Genomic DNA, 18,172 nt, shown 5'->3' with positions numbered 1-18,172 from the left:
TGGTTTCCTTTTTTTGTTGTGGGGGGTGGGTTTTTGGGGGGGGGGGGCGCTCCCCGCGGGCCCGCCCCTCGACAACTGCGCCTGCGTCGGGTCGGCTCAGACGACCGTGAACTTGAAGGTGCGGTCCTTCTCGCCGGACTTGTCCATCACCGAGGTGATGGCGTCGGCGACGTCCTGCGGGGTGATCGCGGCGGTCTGGCCGTTCTTCTTGACCTTCACCTTGTCGAAGACGCCGGCGAGCTGGCCGTTGAGCGCGTCCAGGTCCCACTTCGGCGCGATCTTGCCGGAGGCGTCGGGGACGAGGGTGAGCACCTTGGGAGCGGTGAGCTTGCCGAAGTCCCACCGCTTGACGCCGGCCATGATGCGCACGTTGCCGTTGACCGCGGCCTTGCCCAGGCTGTCCGCGGCGGCCTGCAGGGCCTGCGGGGAGACCTTGGGCTGGGCGGCCGTCACGGTGAGCGCGACGGGCTGCACGGCCTTGCCCGCGGCGCGGTCGCGGTAGGCCTGCTCGACCTGGTCGACGGCGGAGGCGGAGTCCACCGCCTGGCCGGCCCGGCCGGGCACGACGACGGGCTCGCCGGCCTCGTTGAACTTGACGTAGCCCTCCTGCAGGCCCTGTCCGGACCCGCCGGCCAGGGCGTCCAGCGCCGCCTTCAGCTTGGCGCGGTCCACCTTGACCTGCGGCGGGACGGCCTTCTCGCCGCCCTTGAGCGAGGTGATCACGTCGACCGGGCTGTAGCTGTGCCGGGTGAGGTTGTCCACGGTGGCGGTGGTGTCAAAGCTCAGCCCGGCGGCGACCGGGTCGAGGTCCAGCGCCTGGTCGCCGACCTTCAGCTTGACCGGCTGCTGGCCGGCCTTGCCGACCGTCTCGTCGAGCTGGTGGATGGCCTGGTCGCGGTTGCTGCCGCCGATGTCGGTGCCGAGCACCACGGTGCCCTTGGGGATGTCGGACTGGTTCAGCATCAGCCCGGTGCCGTACGCGGCGGCGCCGAGGAACAGCACACCGCCGATGCCGTAGACGCCGAGCTTGACGATCTTCTTGCCGGCGCCGCCGCGCTTGGGCGCGGGCTTGGTGGCGGCCGGCTTCTTCGGCGCGGGTGCGGGCGCGGGCGAGGGTGCCGGGGCCGATGCGGCCGGGGCTCCGGCGTCCGGGGCGGGCGCGGTGTCGAAGGGGTCGGCCGCTGGGGCGAAGGGCTCGCCCGGACGACCGGGGGCGCCGGGGAACAGGCCGGGAGCCGCCGGGGCGAACGGGTCGTTGCCGCCGGCCGGGCGCTGGGCGGCGAACGGGTCGCCGGCGGCCGGGGCGGAGGCGAACAGGCCCGGCTGCGACCGGCCGTCCGGCGCGGTGCCGTTCTGCGGCAGACCGTTCTGCGGGCGGCCGTGCTGGGGCATGCCGTGCTGCGGCAGGCCGGGTATGGCGGCCGGCGGGGGCGTGTTCTCGCGGATCGGCTGGAAGCCGTCCACCGAGGTGTCCTCGGGGTCGGCCGCGCCGGGCACCGCGCCCGTCGGACGGCCGGGGCCCTGCGGCTGCGGACGCTCCGGCCGGCGGCCGCCGGTCTGCTGGGCCGCCGGTCGACCGGCGCCCGGGCCGAAGGGGTCGGCGGCCGGGGGCGCGGCGGCGAACGGGTCCGTCGGCAGGCCGTCCTCGTACACGCCGGCCTCGTCCGCCGGGGTGTCCGGGCCGGTGCCGAACGGCGAGGCGGGCGCGCCGGTCGGACGCGGAGCGGGCACCGCGCGGTCGTTCGGGCGGGCCGCGCCGGGGCCGGCCGCCGGGGCGGGCCTGGCGCCGTTCGGCCGGGCGCCCTTCGGGCGGGCCTCGGCGCCGCCGGCGGGCGCGGCGGGGGCCGCCGACCCGGTGGGCGCGCCGGGGGCACCGGCCGGGACGGGGGCGGTGGCGGGCCCGTCGGACGGGCCCTTCTTCTGCCGCGGCCGGAACCAGGCGCCGGTGGACTCGGCCTCCGAGGTGGCCGGCGGGATCTGCCACTCCGGCGGCAGGTTCGGCGGCGTGGCGGCGCGGGCGCCGCCGTCCATCACCCCGAGCACGGGGGAGGCGGGGGCGGCCGAGCGGTGCCGGGGGCCGGCCGGCTCGGGTGCGGCCGGCGGGGCCTCCTCGGCCGCGCCGTCCTCGTTCTTGACGGTGCTGCGGACCACCACCGGCGGGATCGGGCGCGAGCCGGGGATGTTGATCCGGACCCGGGTGGTCAGCGTGGTCTCGGTCTTCGGGTTCTCGTCCTCGCCGCCCGCCGTCGAGCCCTGGGCGGAGCCGGCACCCGCCCGGTCGCCGCCGGGGAAGCCCGGTGTGCCGTAGGGCGGGGTGCCCGACGGGTAGGCGTCCGGGCCCGTCCGCCGAGGCGTCGGGTGGGCGTTGTCAGATTCGCGGCTGCTCAATGCTGCTCTGCTCCGGGTTCGCGGCGTGGCCGTGGGGCGCGACCGCGGTTCGTGGGCGCCGGGCCTGGCGGGCGGCGGTCGGGTAGGGCGTTCTGCGGCACCACCATACTGGGAAGAACTGAGCGGTGAACTGGTTCGAATAGAACCTGATACGTCCGGTTCCTCCGTTATGAGAGTACGGTCGTGTGGTCCTGACTGCTCGTCGTACCGGGTGGGCCGGGCGGTACCGTACGCCCGTGGGCCCGCTGGTCAGCGCGGCGGGCCGGGTACCCCGGGGAACCAGCTGGTCCGGGTGGGCAGGGTGGCGCAGATCACGCCCAGGATCGAGCCCGCGAACAGCCAGGCGTACGAGGTCGCGTTGGTCCACAGGACGTTGTCGCCCTCCGGCCGCGGGACCATCACCAGCAGCAGCGCCAGGAACCAGCCGGCCGCGGGCAGCCCCGCGCCGAGCCGGGTTCCGGTCACCCGCAGCCCCGCGTAGAAGGTGGCGCCGGTGGCGGCGAGTGCCAACAGGACTCCCACGGGCGGCCACAAGGCCTGCACAAAGGCTCCGCAGACCGACACCACCGCACCCAGCAGGAAGAACAGGACATAAGCCACGATCCGCCCGGCCAGCGGGGGCTGGGACTCGGCCAGTCGCTCGGCGCGGGTGCCGAGGACGGCGGCCGGGATCGAGCGGCGCGGCGGCCGGGGGTCGGCGGGCTCGGTCATCGGGCGCTCTCCTCGGTGGTGTGGTCCGTACCGGCCGGGTCGTCCGCGCGGCCCCTGCCGTCCGTCCGGTCCGCCCGGTCCGTGAGGTCCGCGCGGTCCGTGACGTCCGTGAGGTCCAGGCCCGCGAAGAGGTCGTCCTCCGGGAGCCGGGGCCCGGCCTGGCCGCGGACCAGCTGGTAGTACTCGGTGGCGACCAGCGGCTGGCCGAGGTCGTTGGAGAGCGCGAAGAATGCGCCGTCCACGGTGATCTGGGTGGCGTGCGCGGCCATCGCCGCGGCCTTGCGGTCGGCGTACGCCGCGCCGTCCAGCACGGTGGTGATCTCGCTGTCGTCCACCACGCCGGGGACGTCGGCGGGCACCGCGACGCCGGGGAACGGAGCCTTGGCGGCGGTCTCGCGCAGGCCCCGCTCGATCACCGAGCGGGGCATCCGGTTCCAGTACACCTTGGCGATCCGCCAGGCCGGGCCCAGATCGGGCCGCCAGGTCGGGTCGGCGGCCAGCTCGTACGCGCGCATCGCGACCCGGTGCGCCTGGATGTGGTCGGGGTGCCCGTAGCCGCCGTCCGGGTCGTAGCCGACCAGGACCTGCGGCCGCACCTCGCGGACCACGGCGACCAGGTGGCCGGCCGCCTCGTCGACGTCGGCCCGCCAGAAGCAGCCCGGCACGTCGTTGTCGGGCACGCCCATCATCCCGGAGTCGCGGTAGCGGCCCGGGCCGCCGAGGAAGCGGAAGTCGGCGACGCCGACCGCGCGCATGGCCGCGGTCAGCTCGCCGATCCGGTACGCGCCGAGGGTGTCCTCCCGATCCGCCGTCAGGTGCGCCAGCCCGGGGGGGATCACCTCTCCGCCCTCGCCGAGGGTGCAGGTCACCAGGGTGACCCGGGCGCCCTCGGCGGCGTACCGGGCCATCGTGGCGCCGTTGCCGATCGACTCGTCGTCGGGGTGCGCGTGCACCAGGAGCAGGCGGCGGCCGGTAGTCGCGGTCATGGGAGCAGCCTAACGACCGCGGATCGGGGGTCAGAGCTTCAGGCCGTTGATCATCCCGGCGAGGTTGCTGGTGACCTGGCTGATCGAGGGGGCGATGGAGCTGGACGCCAGGTAGAAGCCCAGCAGCGCACAGACGATCGCGTGCGCGAGCTTCAGACCGGAGCGGCGGATCAGCACCACCACGATGACCAGCATCAGCATGGCTGCGGAGATGGACAAAGCCATGTCGGCTCACACCCCTTCTCGGGTGCGCCGCCCGGGGGAGGGCGGCGGTCGGGACCGTGCGGGACAGACGGCCGGGTGGTCGGCGGCCCGGGACGGGGCCTGACGATCACTCGTTGAACCAGTCATACCCGATGGGTGAGGGGCGCATTACGTTCAGTGAGGCTGCACGCGCCGGGGCACGGTGGCACCAGTGGGGCGCATGGGCCGGTCGGAGGGGGTGTGGACCCCTTCGGTGCACACTTCCGGGCGATGCTCCGAACGAGTGATCAAAATCCGCCGGGCGGCGGTAGCCCCAGGTCGTAGGGTCTGGTGCCATGACCTCCCACACCCCTGCGGACACCTTCCCGAGGCAGTACGCGCGCACCCTGCGCTACACCGTCGGCGCGCCCCGGTCCTTCTCCGTCGCATCCGACGGCTCCCGGGTCGTCTTCCTGCGCTCCCTCCCCCGGACCCCGGCCGGGGAGGCCCCCGTCGGCAGCGACCGGGCCAACCGGCTCTGGACCCTCGACACCGCCACCGGCGAGGAGCGGATCGCCGCCGACCCGGTCGCCCTGCTCGGCGGCGGCGAGGAGGACCTCTCCCCGGCCGAGAAGGCCCGCCGCGAGCGCAGCCGCGAGGGCTCCGCCGGCATCGTCGGCTACGCCCTGGACAGCGCCGGCCGACTGGCCGCCTTCGCCCTCTCCGGCCGGCTGTTCACCGCCGACCTGGTCGCCGGCACGGCCGTCGAGCTGCCCGCCGAGGGCCCGCTGCTCGACCCGCGCCCCTCCCCGGACGGTGCCTACGTCGCGTACGCCAACACCGCCGGCGAGCTGCGCCTCACCCGCACCGACGGCTCCGCCGACTGGGCCTTCGCCGAGCCCGACGGCCCCGGGGTGACGTGGGGTCAGGCCGAGTTCATCGCGCAGGAGGAGATGAGCCGCGACCGCGGCTACTGGTGGTCCCCGGAGAGCGACCGGCTGCTGGTCGAGCGGGCCGACGACACCCCGGTGCGCCGCTGGTGGATCGCCGACCCGGCGAACCCGGGCAGCGAGCCCGCCGAGATCGCCTACCCCGCCGCCGGCACCGCCAACGCCGAGGTCGGGCTCTGGGTGTTCGGCCTGGACGGCACCCGGACCGAGGTCGACTGGGACCGCGAGGCCTTCCCGTACCTGGCCCGGGTGCACTGGTCGAAGGGCGGCGTGCCGCTGCTGCTCGTCCAGGCCCGCGACCAGCGCAGCCAGCGGATCCTCGGCCTCGACGTGGCGACCGGCGCCACCGAGGTGCTGTTCGAGGAGCACGACGACATCTGGCTGGAGGTGTTCCACGGCGTCCCGGCCTGGACGCCGGACGGCCGACTGGTGCGGATCTCCGACGAGGGCGGGGTGCGGGCGCTGGTGATCGGCGACCACGCCGTCACCGGGGCCGACCTGCACCTGCGCTCGGTCCTCGCGGTCACCGACGACGAGGTGTTCTTCACCGCCTCCGGCGGCGCCGCGGAGAGCGACCCCGAGCCCGGCTGGGTGGCCGTCGGCCGGATCGGCCACGACGGCAAGCGGCTCTCCTGGGAGGCCGCCAACGACCGGCCGTTCACCTCGGTCGGCACCGCCGTGCACGCGGCCGGGATCACCGTCCGGGCGACCGCCGAGCCGGACCTGCCGGGCACCCTGGTCAAGGTCTCCCGGGACCTCCCGGAGGGCGTGGTGGTGGACGACATCGCCACCATCGAGTCCTACGCCGAGCTCCCGGTGATCACCGCCCGCCCGGTCTTCCGCTTCGCGGGGGAGCGGCGCATCCCCTCCGCCGTCTTCCTGCCCACCGGCTACGACCGCGAGCGGGACGGCCTGCTGCCGGTCCTGATGGACCCGTACGGTGGCCCGCACGGCCAGCGGGTCGTCCAGGCGCACAACCCGCACCTCAACTCGCAGTGGTTCGCCGACCAGGGCTTCGCGGTGATCGTCGCCGACGGCCGCGGCACCCCCGGGCGCGGACCGGCCTGGGAGAAGTCGATCGCCTTCGACTTCGCCGGCGCCACCCTGGACGACCAGGTGGACGCGCTCCGGGCGCTCGCCGAGGAGTTCCCGCTGGACCTCGGCCGGGTGGCCATCCGCGGCTGGTCCTACGGCGGCTACCTCTCCGCGCTCGCCGTGCTGCGCCGCCCGGACGTCTTCCACGCGGCCGTGGCCGGCGCCCCGGTGACCGACTGGGAGCTGTACGACACCCACTACACCGAGCGCTACCTCGGCCACCCCGCCGAGCGCCCGGAGGTCTACACGGCCAACTCGCTCTCCGGCTACGCGCCCGGCCTGGAGCGCCCGCTGATGATCATCCACGGTCTGGCGGACGACAACGTGGTGGCCGCGCACACCCTGCGGCTCTCCTCCGCCCTGCTCGCGGCCGGCCGCCCGCACACCGTGCTGCCGCTCTCGGGCGTCACGCACATGACCCCGCAGGAGGAGGTCGCGGAGAACCTGCTGCTGCTCCAGGTCGACTTCGTGAAGCGCTCGCTGGGGATCTGAGCGGCGGTCCGCGGTACTCCGACCAGTACCCCTGACCAGCCTCCTCGCGGCCGGTGCCCGGTGATCCGGGTACCGGCCGCAGCCGTGACATCCGTCATGCCGAAGGCACGACGGCGGGCACTGCCGCCGCGGGCGGCCCGCGCGGGACTCTGAGGTGGTGCGAACGACGGCACCAGGGAGAGGACCGGGACGATGACGACAGAGGTGGCGGCCTTCCGGGGCGTCGGCAAGAGCTACGGGCGGGTGCGGGCCGTGGACGGCCTGGACCTGGTCCTGCGGCCGGGCGAGACCGTCGCCCTGCTCGGGCCCAACGGGGCCGGCAAGTCCAGCAGCCTGGACCTGCTGCTCGGGCTGCGCGAGCCCGACACCGGCAGCGTCGAGCTGTTCGGCGGCACCCCGCGCGAGGCCGTCGTGGCCGGCCGGGTCGGCGCGATGCTGCAGAGCGGCGGCCTGATGGCCGACGTCCTGGTCCGCGAGCTGGTCGCCCTGGCCTGCGACGTGCACCCCCGCGGCCGGGCCGTGGGCGAGGTGCTGGCCGACGCCGGGATCACCGAGCTGGCCGGGCGCCGGGTCGACCGGCTCTCCGGCGGCCAGGAGCAGCGGGTCCGCTTCGCGCTGGCCATCGCCGGCGCCAACGACCTGATCGTCCTGGACGAGCCCACCACCGGGATGGACGTCTCCGCCCGCCAGGCGTTCTGGGCGAGCATGCGGGCGCAGGCCGACTCCGGGCGCACGGTGCTGTTCGCCACCCACTACCTGGAGGAGGCGGACTCGATCGCCGACCGCGTCCTGGTCCTGCACCGGGGCCGGCTGATCGCCGACGGCACGTCCGCGGAGATCAAGGCGAAGGCCGGGGCCCGCCGGATCACCTTCGAACTGCACGACGCGGACGGCGGGTTCGACGAGTCGAGGCTGCGCGCGCTGCCCGGCGTGCTGTCGCTGGACGTCACCGCCCGGGTGCCGGGGGTGCGGACGGTCCGGATCCGGACCGCGGACGCCGACGCGGGCGTCGCCGGGCTCTACCGGGCGGGCCTGTACCCGCGCGGGCTGGAGGTCACCGGCCTGGGCCTGGAGCAGGCCTTCCTGACCATCACCGGCGAGCAGGACGCCGCCGACACCGACGGGTTCGCGACGGAGGCCGCACGATGACCACCCTGATCCGGCTGGAGATCATGCGGACCCTGCGCAACCGCAGGTACCTGCTCTTCTCGGTCCTCTACCCGGCGCTGATGTACGTCTTCTTCATCAACGCCTACGGCTCCGGCTCGGTGGCCGGCGGCCTGCCGGTGAAGACCTACTTCATGGTCTCGATGGCCACCTTCGGCGCGGTCGGCGCGGTGCTCACCGGCAGCGCGCAGCGCATCTCGCTGGAGCGCAAGACCGGCTGGGTGCGCCAGTTGCGGCTGACCGCCCTGCCGGGCCGGGCGTACACCGTCGCCAAGATCGCCGCCAGCTCGGTGACCACCCTGCCCTCGATCCTGGTGGTCTTCGCGGTCGGCGCGAGCCAGGGCGTCCGGCTGGGCGCCGCGCAGTGGGCCGGCCTGGCGGTCGCGCTCTGGCTGGGCAGCTTCGTGTTCGCGGCGCTCGGGGTGGCGCTCGGGTACGCGGCGGCGCCGGACGCGGTGCAGCCCGTCGTGATGATCGCCTACATGGCGATGGCGCTGTTCGGCGGGACGTGGTTCCCGGTGACCGGCACGATGGAGAGGTTCGCGCGGTTCGACCCGGTGTACCTGTACAACGAGCTGGCCGCCTTCACCCGGCCCGGGCACTCGGTGGACACCGTGGCGGTGGCGGGCCTGGCGGCCTTCCTGGTGGTCTTCTCCGCCGTGGCCGCCGTGCTGTACCGCCGCGACACCCGCCAGGCATGATGGCTCCCATGTCCGAGACGCTCCAGGCCCACCGATCCGACGAGCAGCCGGAGGCGGGCCCGGGGCGGACCTCGTTCATGAACGTCCCCGGTGCCCCGGTGGAGAACCGGCGGCAGCTGCTGGTCAAGGTCAGCTGGATGCTGCTGTGGATGTTCTACCTGATCTACCCGGTGAAGGACCTGCTCGGCGGCGGGCACGGCCCGGCCGCCACGGTGGCGGGCTGGATCTCCCTGGTCGCCTTCGTGGTCAGCTACGTCTGCCTGGTGGTCTTCCGCTCGATGTCGGGGCGGCGGCCCTGGGCCAGCCGCGCGGTCGTGGCGACGATGGTCGCCCTCGCGGTGGCCACCTCCTTCGGTCTGGGCTCCGCCTGGCTGACCCTCTTCACCTACGCCTCGGTGTCCGTCGCGATCGTCACGCCGGTCCGGTACGCGCTCGCCGGTGTGGTCGGGATGGCCGGGTTCGCCGTCGTGGTCGGGCTGCTCAGCCACGCCGACCGGGCCGACATTCCCACCATCGCGCTGACCGCCTTCCTGTCCGGCGCGGCGATGACCGGTCTGCAGCGGCTGGTCGCCACCATGCAGGAGCTGCGCGAGGCCCGGGCCGCCGTCGCCCACCTCGCCGCGTCCGAGGAGCGGTTGCGGATGGCCCGGGACCTGCACGACCTGCTCGGGCACTCGCTGTCGCTGATCACGCTGAAGAGCGAGCTGGCCGGGCGGTTCATGGACGCCAGCAAGGACGAGGCGGCGCGGGCGCAGGTGGCCGACATCGAGAACGTGGCCCGGCAGTCGCTGATCGACGTCCGGGAGGCGGTGACCGGATTCCGCCGCCCGACCCTGCCGGTCGAGCTCGCGGCCGCCCGGACGGCGCTGGCGGCCGCGCAGGTCGCCCTGGAGGCCTCGCCGACGCTGGTGGACGCCTGGCCGGGGCTGGCCAACGAGGAGTCGGGCGCGCTGGCCTGGGCGCTGCGCGAGGCCGTCACCAACATCGTCCGGCACGGCGAGGGCGCCACGGTCTGCACCGTCACGGCGGACGAGACGTGGGAGGGCGACGGCGAGCGGTACGCCGTCCTGGAGATCGCCGACAACGGCGCCGGGCCGGGCAAGTCCGGTCCGGGGAACGGTCTCTCGGGCCTGGAGGAGCGGCTGGCCATGGTCGGCGGGCGGCTGGAGACCGGGCCGGGTGCGCGCGGGCGGGGCTTCCGGCTGCGGGCGCTGGTGCCGCTGCGGACGGTCTCCGACCCGGTGGTCTGACCCGGGGCGCGGACCGTCCGCCGATGTCCCCGGGTCAGGCGTCGGGCGGCAGACCCGAGGACGTCAGGCGGCAGGCATCAGGCATCAGGCGTCGGGTGTCGGCGAGGCGGGCCACGGGACGGCGGTCTCGGCTGCGGTCCCGTAGTCGACGCCGGGAACGTCCCAGCCGTAGAGCCGCCCGACCTGCTCGCGGAACCATCCGGTGTCCGCGCTGTCGGCCAGGGTGTCGGCGTCGACCCGGTCCCACGCGCCGCGGACGGCGGCCTGCACCCCGGGATCCATCTCCCAGTCGTCCAGCCGGATGCGGCCCTGGTCGTCCAGGTCGGGTTCGGCGGCGCCGGTGAGCCGGTCCCACAGGGCCACCGCCTGGTCGGAGGTGCTCTGCCAGCTGTCACCGGTGACGCGGTGCAGGATGCTGGTGTAGAGCGCGATGCTCGGGATGGCGGTGGAGGCCTGGGTGACGGCCGCGCCCGCGACGACGGTGTAGGCGTGGCCGGTGCCCTGGAGCCGGGTGTTGATCGCGCGGGCGGTGTCCTCCAGGTGCTGCTTGGCGGCGCCCATGGTCCCGGCCCGGTAGACGGGGGCGGTGATGTCGGAGCCGACGTACGAGAGGGCGACGGTCCGGAAGCCGTCGGCGAGCAGGCCCCTGGACTGCAGGGCGTCGATCCACAGCTGCCAGTCGGCGCCGCCCATGACCTGCACGGTCGCGTCGCGCTCGGCCTCGTCCGCGGCCGGCAGGTGCAGCTCTCCGATCCGCGGGGCGCCGTCCTCGAACACGAGGGTCTTGGCCCGGTAGTCGGCGCCGAGCGGCTTGATGGCGGAGTGGTGGACCTCGCCGGTCAGCGGGTCCGTGCGACGCGGGGCCGCGATGCTGTAGATGAGCAGGTCGACCTTGCCGAAGCGGTCGGCGAGCCGGTCGGCGGCCTCGTCCTTGACGCCGTCGGAGAAGGCGTCGCCGTTGAGGAAGGTGAAGTCGGAGCCGGCCTCGGCGGCGAGTTCGGCGGTCCGCGCGGTGCGGTACCAGCCCGCGCCGGCGGTGCGGCGCTCGGTCGCGGCGGACTCGAAGGCGATGCCGAGTCCGCGCATCCGGTGGGCGCGGAGGCCGACCAGGGTCGCGGCCAGCCCGTAGCCGGCGCTGGAGCCGATGACGAGGGCGACCGGGCCGGGCCGGTCGCCGACCTGCTCCGGTGTCTGCTGCCACATGCGGTCGACCACCGCCCCGCAGCCGGTCGGGTGGCTGTTGACGTAGAGGTAGCCGCGGTTGCCGGGCTTGATCTCGCGAAGGCTCACTCGTGGGTCCTTGGGGTGCGGGACGGGGGCGCCGCGGCGGCGAGGGCTCCGCGCGGCGGCGGACCTCGTCGACGGCTTCCAGCCGGCCGGTGGCCTCGTCGGGGATCGACGATGTGGGACGTGCCCTCCAGGGCGGTGACCGGCGAGGCCGTCCAGACCTCGGATCCCGCTCCGGACGGGCCCTGCCCACATCCTCGGTGGACGCCGCCCGGCCGGTGATGGTGATCTTCGCCAGAAGTGGCCGCGGATTCTTGTCGGTGTTCCAACCGGCCACGCCGCACCGCGGGGCGGAGTCCGCCCGCCCGCCGGAGGCCCGAGGGGCGGGAGGCCGGAGACCGGACAGGACCTAGGGTCAGCGGCATGACTGAGATTCAGAACGGTGGGTCCCCGTCCGTCCGCGTGCTGATCGCGGAGGACCAGGGGATGGTCCGGGAGGCGCTGGCGGCGCTGCTCGGGCTGGAGGGGGACATCGACGTCGTCGCGCAGGTGGGCCGGGGCGACGAGGTGGTGGCGGCGGCGATCGCGCAGGACGTGCAGGTCGCGGTGCTGGACATCGAGATGCCGGGGATGACGGGGATCGAGGCGGCGGCCGAGCTGCGCCGGCAGCGGCCGCAGACCAGGATCGTGATCGCGACGACCTTCGGGCGGCCCGGCTACCTGCGGCGGGCGATGGAGTCGGGTGCGGACGCCTTCCTGGTGAAGGACGCGCCGGCCTCCGAACTGGCCGAGGCGATCCGCCGGGTGCTGCGCGGGGAGCGGGTGATCGACCCGGCGCTGGCCGCCGCCGCGCTCGCCGAGGGGGCGAACCCGCTGACGGCCCGCGAGCGGGACGTGCTGGCGGCCGCGGCGGACGGGGCCGTGAACGCCGACATCGCCGGGCGGCTGCACCTCTCCGAGGGGACGGTGCGCAACTACCTCTCGATGGCGATCCAGAAGACCGAGGCCCGCAACCGCACCGAGGCGGTCCGGATCGCCCGCGAGAAGGGCTGGTTGTAGCCCGCCCGCTCCCTGGCGCGCACCCCCCGGCCCCGGCCCCCGGCCCCCGGCTGCCGGGCTCAGTTCAGCCGGTGCCGCGCCGCCCGGGCGTCCAGCCGTACCCGGGCCGCCGCGTCCGGGTCGAAGGCGTCCAGGATCTCCGCGTAGGCGTCCATCTCGGCCGAGCCGCCGAGGAAGTCGCCGGTGCGGACCAGCAACTCGGCGCGCTCCAGCCGCAACTGGGCCGGGTGGCGGGGCAGCAGCAGCGCGAGCTCGGTGGCCCAGAGCTGGGTGCGCGCGTGCTCCGGGCGGTCGGCGGCCCAGCCGCGGATGTTGCCGAGGACCCGCAGCACGATGTCCAGCGGCTGGGCGGGCGTGAGCAGTTCGGGTGTGAACTCGTGGCCGGTGGCGCGGACCAGCTCGTTCGCGGCCTCCGGGTCGAGCAGCCGCCCGCCGTGGAACGGGTCCGCCAGCACGTAGTCGTCGCCGCCCTCCGGGCCGCCGACGGCGACGATGAAGTGGCCCGGCAGGGCCAGGCCGTGGACGGTGAGGCCGGCGCGGGCGGCGACCGCCGTCCACACCAGCGACAGCATGATCGGCAGCCCGCGCCGCCGCCGCAGCACGTCCGGCAGCAGCGAGGACTCCAGCCGCCGGAAGTCGGACTGCCGCCCGTGGAAGCGCTCGCGCCCGCCGAGGACGGCGGCCAGCAGCGCGGCCGTCTCCTCGGGCCCGGCCGGGGCCCGCTCGGCGACCGCCAGCCGGACGGCGGCGGCGTGCCGGTCCAGCGCGGCGTGGCAGGCGGCGAGCAGCGCCTCCAGGGTCGGCGGTTCCTCGGCGTCGTCCAGGACGGGGCTGTGCTCCGCGGCCGCCAGCAGGCAGAGCAGCACCGGATCGGGGTGCTCGGCCCGGGCCTCGGTCCGGAAGCGTGCTCTGCTCTGCTCGGTCACGGTGGCTGCGACGGCTTTCGTGGGAACGGCGGGTCGGGACTGCTCGCGCGGGTGCGCTACTCCTGCGGAAGGCGGGCGTAGTGGTAAGTGTGACTGGTCGTGAAGCCAAGTCCGTCATAGAGCGCGATCGCACCATCGTTCTCGGCCTCGACCTGCAGGTAGGCGCCGGTGGCGCCCTCCTCGGCGGACCGGGCGGCGAGCACCGCCATCAGCGCGGTGGCCAGGCCCGCGCGGCGGGCGTACGGAGCGACCTCGATCGCGCCGAAGCAGGCCCACGGGCCGTCGATGACACAGCGTCCGATCGCCAGCGGCGGTTGCCCCGCGGCGCCCGGCACGGTGGCGAACCAGACGGAGGGCCCGCCGTGGAGCACCCGCCGGGCGGCCTCCTCCACCGCCGGGTCGTCCGTCACCCGCCGGTACAGCGACATCCACTCCGGACCGGCGGTACGGGACAGCCGCACCCGGTCGTGCCCCGCCCCGAGCCGGGCCAGCGGGGCCAGCGGGGCGACCCGCACCAGGGTGGGCGAGTACGCCGCCCCCAGCCGGTCCAGCTCGGCCCGCAGCTCCTGCGGCGAGCCTGGCGCGCACACCTCCACCCAGGCGGGCAGCGCGCGCGCCGCGTACCACTCCCGGACCGCCGCGAGCGCCTCGCCCAGCGGCAGCCCCGGGTCGCCGAGGGCCTGGGCGGAGTTGGCCCGCCGGGTGAACCCGGCCGAGGCGCGCAGGGTCCACGCGCCGAGCGGCTCCTGCTCGACGGCCGGCCAGCCGCGCGCCGCGATCCGCTGGAGCTCCACCGGCGCGGCCTCGGGCAGCGCCGCCCGCCGGGCCGGGAAGAGCGGCACCACCTTGCCCGCGACCAGCAGGTTCTCCTCGAACGCGACCGGATCGCCGCTCCGCGGGACGACCGTCAGCCCAAGATCGTCCCACGATGTGAGCACGCCGATCGCATCGCGGAACACCGGCCTGTCGTCCACGAACTCAGCCAGGCGTCGAACGGAGACGCGTCGTCCCACGTCAGAGCGATCTATCCGGACCTCCGGACGGTCCTGAACCGGCCCGCCAGCCGCCATCTGGGCACCTCCTGTGCATTTGCGCTCCCTGACCCGCGATACTAGGGGCGGGCATCGACGACGCCGCGCTCACCCGCGCACGCGAGCAAAACAGAATGGGCCGCCGAGCCCTTCCGAGGAGGAACGACAGCGTGACCTACGTCATCGCGCAGCCTTGTGTCGACGTCAAGGACAAGGCCTGCATCGAAGAGTGCCCGGTTGACTGCATCTACGAGGGCGAGCGATCGCTCTACATCCACCCGGATGAGTGTGTCGACTGTGGCGCTTGCGAGCCGGTCTGCCCGGTCGAGGCGATCTTCTACGAGGACGACACTCCGGAGGAGTGGAAGGACTACTACAAGGCGAACGTCGAGTTCTTCGACGACCTCGGTTCGCCCGGTGGTGCCTCGAAGCTCGGGCTGATCGAGCGGGACCACCCGTTCATCGCCGCTCTGCCGCCGCAGAACACCGACGAGCACTGAATCGATCGGTGGCAACTGAAGCTGTGAGCACCAACGACAGCACGCTCGCGCCGTTCCCGGGCCACCCGGGGGCGGCGCGCCGCGTTTCCGATCTCCTGCCGGTCTTCCCCTGGGACAAGCTGGAGCCGTACAAGCGGACCGCGCTCGCCCACCCCGGCGGGCTCTGCGACTTCTCGGTGGGCACGCCGGTCGACCCGGTCCCCGAGGTGGTCCAGAAGGCGCTGGCCGCCACCACGGACACGCCCGGCTACCCGACGGTCTGGGGCCCGGTGGAGCTGCGCGAGGCGATCGCCGGGTGGCTGAACCGCCGCGTCGGCGCCGGGATCGGCCCGCAGGCCGTCCTGCCGACCGTCGGCTCCAAGGAGCTGGTGGCCTGGCTGCCGACCCAGCTCGGCCTCGGCCCCGGCGACCAGGTCGCCTACCCGCGGCTGGCCTACCCGACCTACGAGGTGGGCGCGCGGCTCTGCGGCGCCGAGCCGGTCGAGTACGACTCGGTGGACGAGCTGGACGGCTCGCGGGTGCGCCTGCTCTGGGTGAACTCGCCGTCCAACCCGACCGGCCGGGTGCTCGGCGCGGACGAGCTGCGCCGCACGGTCGCCTGGGCCCGCGAGCACCGGGCGCTGCTGGTCAGCGACGAGTGCTACCTGGAGCTGGGCTGGGAGGCCGACCCGGTCTCCGTGCTGCACCCGGACGTCTGCGGCGGCGGCCACGAGGGACTGCTGGCGGTCCACTCGCTCTCCAAGCGCTCCAACCTGGCCGGCTACCGCGCCTCCTTCGTGGCGGGTGACCCGGTGGTGGTCAAGGAGCTCCTGGAGGTGCGCAAGCACGGCGGCATGATCGTGCCGGCCCCCGTCCAGGCGGCGACGATCGCGGCCCTCGCGGACGACGCGCACGTGGCCGAGCAGCGCGAGCGCTACGCGGCCCGGCGTTCGGCGCTGCGGGCCGCGCTGGAGGCGTACGGCTTCCGGGTGGAGCACTCGGAGGCGAGCCTGTACCTGTGGGTGACCCAGGACCGCCCGTGCTGGGAGACGGTGGCCGAACTGGCCGCCCTGGGCATCCTGGTGGCGCCCGGTGACTTCTACGGGCCGGCCGGCGAGCGCTTCGTCCGGGTCGCGTTCACCGCGACGGACGAGCGGGTCGCGGCGGCCGTGGAGCGGCTGCGCGGCTGAGCCCGCACGACGGAAGGGGGCCGGTGTCCAGGACTGGACACCGGCCCCCTCCGCGTGGCGGGCCCCCGCGCGGGCCCGGCGCCGTACGGCTCGTCAGCCGTCTGCCGTCCGCCCGGGGATCAGAGCGGCAGGCCGCCGAGACCGCCGCCGCCGATGCCGCCGAGCAGGCCGGTGATCGGGCTGAGGCCGGCCAGCGGGGAGTTCGGGCCGAGGTCGGCGCCGCCGAGGCGGTTGGCCGAACCGTGCTCGGCCAGGCCCAGGACGTCGGCGCCGGGCAGACCGGCGGGCAGGCCGGCCGGCAGCGCGCGGGTCACCGAGCCGAGCGGCAGGGCGTCGGTGACGGCGTTGGTACCGGGGACGGCGCCGGCCAGCGCACCGCCGCCCGGCAGGCTCCCGGTGGTCTGCGAGAGCCCGCCCACCGGGTTGGCGCCGGCGCCGGCGCTGCGGCCCGCGGCGCCGTGGCCGGTGACCGCGTCACCGACCTTGCCCGCCAGGGCGGCCGCGACCTTCGGGGTGATGGCGGAGAGCTGGCCGGTGGTGGCGGCGGTCTTGTCGACCGGGGCGGTCAGCGAGCCGGCCTTCTCGTTCGCCTCGGGGAGCTGGTGGGCGACGATGTTGCCGGTGGCGTCGGCGGTGGCGGGCACGCCCGCGGCGACGGTGGCGGCGCCGGTGTCCCCGGCGGCCTGGCCCAGCTCGTGGGTGGTGTGCTGCAGGGTGGAACCCGCGTCGGTGTTGGTCAGCTGGCCCAGCGGCGCGGCCAGGTCGGACTTGGGCAGCAGCGCGTCGGCGGCGGACGCGGAGCCGGCCGCGACCAGCGGCGTCGCGCCGGCCGCCACGAGCAGGGCGGCCTGGGCGATCCGGCGCGTGAGGGGGTGAGACATGGGGCTCCTCGAAGGGTCTGGGTCCGTCCCGTCCGCTCGGGCGGACAACGTCACTACCGCTTCAGAAGCCAGAAGGTTTCGGCCGGTGCAAGGAAAGGGTCTTACCGACGATCGGACGGTATGACCGCAGTCCGGTCGTCGCGGCCCGCCCGGCCGGGGGCGGGAACGGGCCGCGCGCCAAGGGAAGTGACGGTTCTGCGCACCGGTGGTCGGCGCGCACCCGTTCGTCCACCGAGGTTGACCCGAATCACCCGTTCGGCGGTGATCCGCTCACCAGTGCGTCAACCGCCGGTCAGCTCTTCCCGGAGGCCGTCAGCGAGACCTGCACCAGCTTGGTCGAGGTGCCGGTCGGCTGCGGCTTCCAGCCGTCCTCGGACTTGGCCTTCCGCCAGATCCGACCGTCGTACGCGACCGTCTCGATCCCCAGCTGCTGGGCCTGTGCCACCGCCCACTGCGCGACCGCCCAGCCGTTCTGCCGCTCGGCGTCCGGGCCGGCGTCGGTGCTGGTGTTCGGCTCGGGGGTGAGCGAGACGGCGTTCTCCGCGCCCTTGATACCGGAGCTGAACCCGGCCGCCGGGGTGACCGTCCGGCCGAACTCGCGGCGCACCCGGTCGGTCAGCGCCTGGGTCCGGTCCGGCCGGCCGGCCGGCGCGGTGGTGGCCGCGGCGGAGGCGGTGCCCGGAGCGGCCGGCGTGGCGGCGTCCTCGGCCGGCTCGGGCTCGGCGAAGTCGTGCACCACGCAGTTCAGCGCGGCGGCCTCACGGCCGGTGAGCGCCGAGGCCAGCAGGGTCGCCTTGGTCTCGTGCTTGGCGTACGCCTGCGGGTAGCCGCTCTTCTGCACCTGCTGGGCCGCGTCGGTCAGCGGCAGCCGGGTGTAGCCGGGCACCTTGACCAGGCCGTCCAGGAACTTGTTGGTCGCGTAGACCGGGTCCTGGATCTGCTGCACCGTGCCCCAGCCCTGCGAGGGCCGCTGCTGGAACAGGCCGACCGAGTCCCGGTCGCCGCCCGACAGGTTGCGGATCTTGGACTCCTGCATCGCCGTCGCCAGCGAGATCGTCACCGCCCGGTCGGGCAGGCCGCGCGCGTGCGCCACGGCGGCGATCGTCGCCGCGTTGGCCGCCTGCGGGACCTCCAGCGTGCCCTCGCCCGCCGGGGTCTTCACCGAGCAGCCCTCGGGGGTGAGCTTCTGGTCGCGCAGCCAGTACAGGCCGACCGCGACCACCGCCAGCACCAACAGGCCGATCAGCACCGCCCGCAGCGGCCTGCGACGACGCGCGGGCGCCGACCCGTCGCCCTGCTCGCCGCTCTTCCTCCTGGCCACCGCCGCCCCTCTCCACCGTGCTCCTTGATCCGACACCGTACCCACTCGGACGGATGTACGGCGCCGGTGGTTCTGCGACAGGGCGGTGCGGCGTCCCGTGGCACGGCCCGGCGAACGGCCCCGGGTCTAGGCTGG

At 74.8% G+C, this 18,172-nt stretch carries 16 protein-coding genes; 7 read left to right on the top strand and 9 right to left on the bottom strand.

The annotated features are described in order from the left end of the window. Positions 1-96: 96 nt before the first annotated feature. The 4 genes from ACFVVX_RS12640 to ACFVVX_RS12625 all read right to left on the bottom strand — a co-directional run bounded on the left by ACFVVX_RS12640 (position 97) and on the right by ACFVVX_RS12625 (position 4,310). Entirely contained in the window at positions 97-2,388 is a 2,292-nt protein-coding gene (locus tag ACFVVX_RS12640) for a hypothetical protein (protein ID WP_387944458.1), read from the bottom strand. Between the two features lie 249 nt (positions 2,389-2,637). After that, entirely contained in the window at positions 2,638-3,099 is a 462-nt protein-coding gene (locus ACFVVX_RS12635) for a DUF6113 family protein (RefSeq protein ID WP_387944456.1), read from the bottom strand. Continuing rightward, on the bottom strand, positions 3,096-4,085 hold the full coding sequence (gene mshB, locus ACFVVX_RS12630; protein ID WP_387944454.1) for an N-acetyl-1-D-myo-inositol-2-amino-2-deoxy-alpha-D-glucopyranoside deacetylase: 990 nt from the start codon (positions 4,083-4,085) through the stop codon (positions 3,096-3,098). Before mshB ends, ACFVVX_RS12635 begins: the two co-directional genes overlap by 4 nt. Before the next feature lie 30 nt (positions 4,086-4,115). Beyond that, positions 4,116-4,310 carry a DUF2304 family protein gene (locus ACFVVX_RS12625; RefSeq protein WP_030307746.1) on the bottom strand — a complete coding sequence of 65 codons (195 nt, stop codon included), beginning with the start codon at positions 4,308-4,310 and terminating at the stop codon, positions 4,116-4,118. Positions 4,311-4,624: 314 nt separating this feature from the next. Here ACFVVX_RS12625 and ACFVVX_RS12620 point away from each other — a divergent pair, with 314 nt between their 5' ends. From ACFVVX_RS12620 to ACFVVX_RS12605, 4 genes are all read left to right on the top strand, one after another. Then, complete coding sequence (locus ACFVVX_RS12620; RefSeq protein ID WP_387944451.1) at positions 4,625-6,805, top strand: prolyl oligopeptidase family serine peptidase; 2,181 nt, start codon at positions 4,625-4,627, stop codon at positions 6,803-6,805. Positions 6,806-6,997: 192 nt separating this feature from the next. Further along, complete coding sequence (locus ACFVVX_RS12615) at positions 6,998-7,954, top strand: ABC transporter ATP-binding protein (protein ID WP_387944449.1); 957 nt, start codon at positions 6,998-7,000, stop codon at positions 7,952-7,954. Next, the gene (locus tag ACFVVX_RS12610; RefSeq protein ID WP_387944447.1) at positions 7,951-8,673 is read left to right on the top strand and encodes an ABC transporter permease; all 723 of its coding nucleotides are present in this window, start codon (positions 7,951-7,953) and stop codon (positions 8,671-8,673) included. The genes ACFVVX_RS12615 and ACFVVX_RS12610 overlap by 4 nt, the downstream gene beginning before the upstream one ends. An 8-nt stretch (positions 8,674-8,681) precedes the next feature. Continuing rightward, a complete protein-coding gene (locus ACFVVX_RS12605) occupies positions 8,682-9,923 on the top strand; it encodes a sensor histidine kinase (RefSeq protein WP_387944445.1) in 1,242 nt (413 codons plus the stop codon). A gap of 84 nt (positions 9,924-10,007) precedes the next feature. On the opposite strand, the gene fabV is transcribed toward ACFVVX_RS12605, so the two are convergent. After that, a complete protein-coding gene (fabV, locus tag ACFVVX_RS12600; RefSeq protein WP_387944443.1) occupies positions 10,008-11,213 on the bottom strand; it encodes an enoyl-[acyl-carrier-protein] reductase FabV in 1,206 nt (401 codons plus the stop codon). Between the two features lie 360 nt (positions 11,214-11,573). Between fabV and ACFVVX_RS12595 the strand changes: the two genes are divergently transcribed. Then, positions 11,574-12,209 carry a response regulator gene (locus ACFVVX_RS12595; RefSeq protein WP_387944441.1) on the top strand — a complete coding sequence of 212 codons (636 nt, stop codon included), beginning with the start codon at positions 11,574-11,576 and terminating at the stop codon, positions 12,207-12,209. Between the two features lie 59 nt (positions 12,210-12,268). Here the strand turns inward: ACFVVX_RS12595 and ACFVVX_RS12590 are convergent, their stop codons facing one another. Continuing rightward, positions 12,269-13,135 (bottom strand): transglutaminase family protein, encoded by an 867-nt coding sequence (locus ACFVVX_RS12590; RefSeq protein WP_387944439.1) that lies wholly within the window; start codon positions 13,133-13,135, stop codon positions 12,269-12,271. A gap of 56 nt (positions 13,136-13,191) precedes the next feature. Then, positions 13,192-14,109 carry a GNAT family N-acetyltransferase gene (locus ACFVVX_RS12585; protein ID WP_387944437.1) on the bottom strand — a complete coding sequence of 306 codons (918 nt, stop codon included), beginning with the start codon at positions 14,107-14,109 and terminating at the stop codon, positions 13,192-13,194. Between the two features lie 227 nt (positions 14,110-14,336). On the opposite strand from ACFVVX_RS12585, the gene fdxA reads away from it, so the two are divergent. Both fdxA and dapC read left to right on the top strand, forming a co-directional pair. After that, complete coding sequence (fdxA, locus tag ACFVVX_RS12580; RefSeq protein WP_329489462.1) at positions 14,337-14,666, top strand: ferredoxin; 330 nt, start codon at positions 14,337-14,339, stop codon at positions 14,664-14,666. 23 nt (positions 14,667-14,689) lie between these two features. Continuing rightward, positions 14,690-15,835 carry a succinyldiaminopimelate transaminase gene (dapC, locus tag ACFVVX_RS12575; protein WP_387944435.1) on the top strand — a complete coding sequence of 382 codons (1,146 nt, stop codon included), beginning with the start codon at positions 14,690-14,692 and terminating at the stop codon, positions 15,833-15,835. Positions 15,836-15,954: 119 nt separating this feature from the next. Here the strand turns inward: dapC and ACFVVX_RS12570 are convergent, their stop codons facing one another. After that, positions 15,955-16,716 carry a hypothetical protein gene (locus ACFVVX_RS12570; RefSeq protein ID WP_387944433.1) on the bottom strand — a complete coding sequence of 254 codons (762 nt, stop codon included), beginning with the start codon at positions 16,714-16,716 and terminating at the stop codon, positions 15,955-15,957. A gap of 292 nt (positions 16,717-17,008) precedes the next feature. After that, positions 17,009-18,037 (bottom strand): hypothetical protein, encoded by a 1,029-nt coding sequence (locus ACFVVX_RS12565; protein ID WP_387944431.1) that lies wholly within the window; start codon positions 18,035-18,037, stop codon positions 17,009-17,011. Positions 18,038-18,172 lie beyond the last annotated feature (135 nt).

The organism is Kitasatospora sp. NPDC058170, assembly GCF_042883905.1.
Taxonomy (GTDB): Bacteria; Actinomycetota; Actinomycetes; order Streptomycetales; family Streptomycetaceae; genus Kitasatospora.
This window is presented reverse-complemented; position numbering and strand designations above follow the sequence as displayed.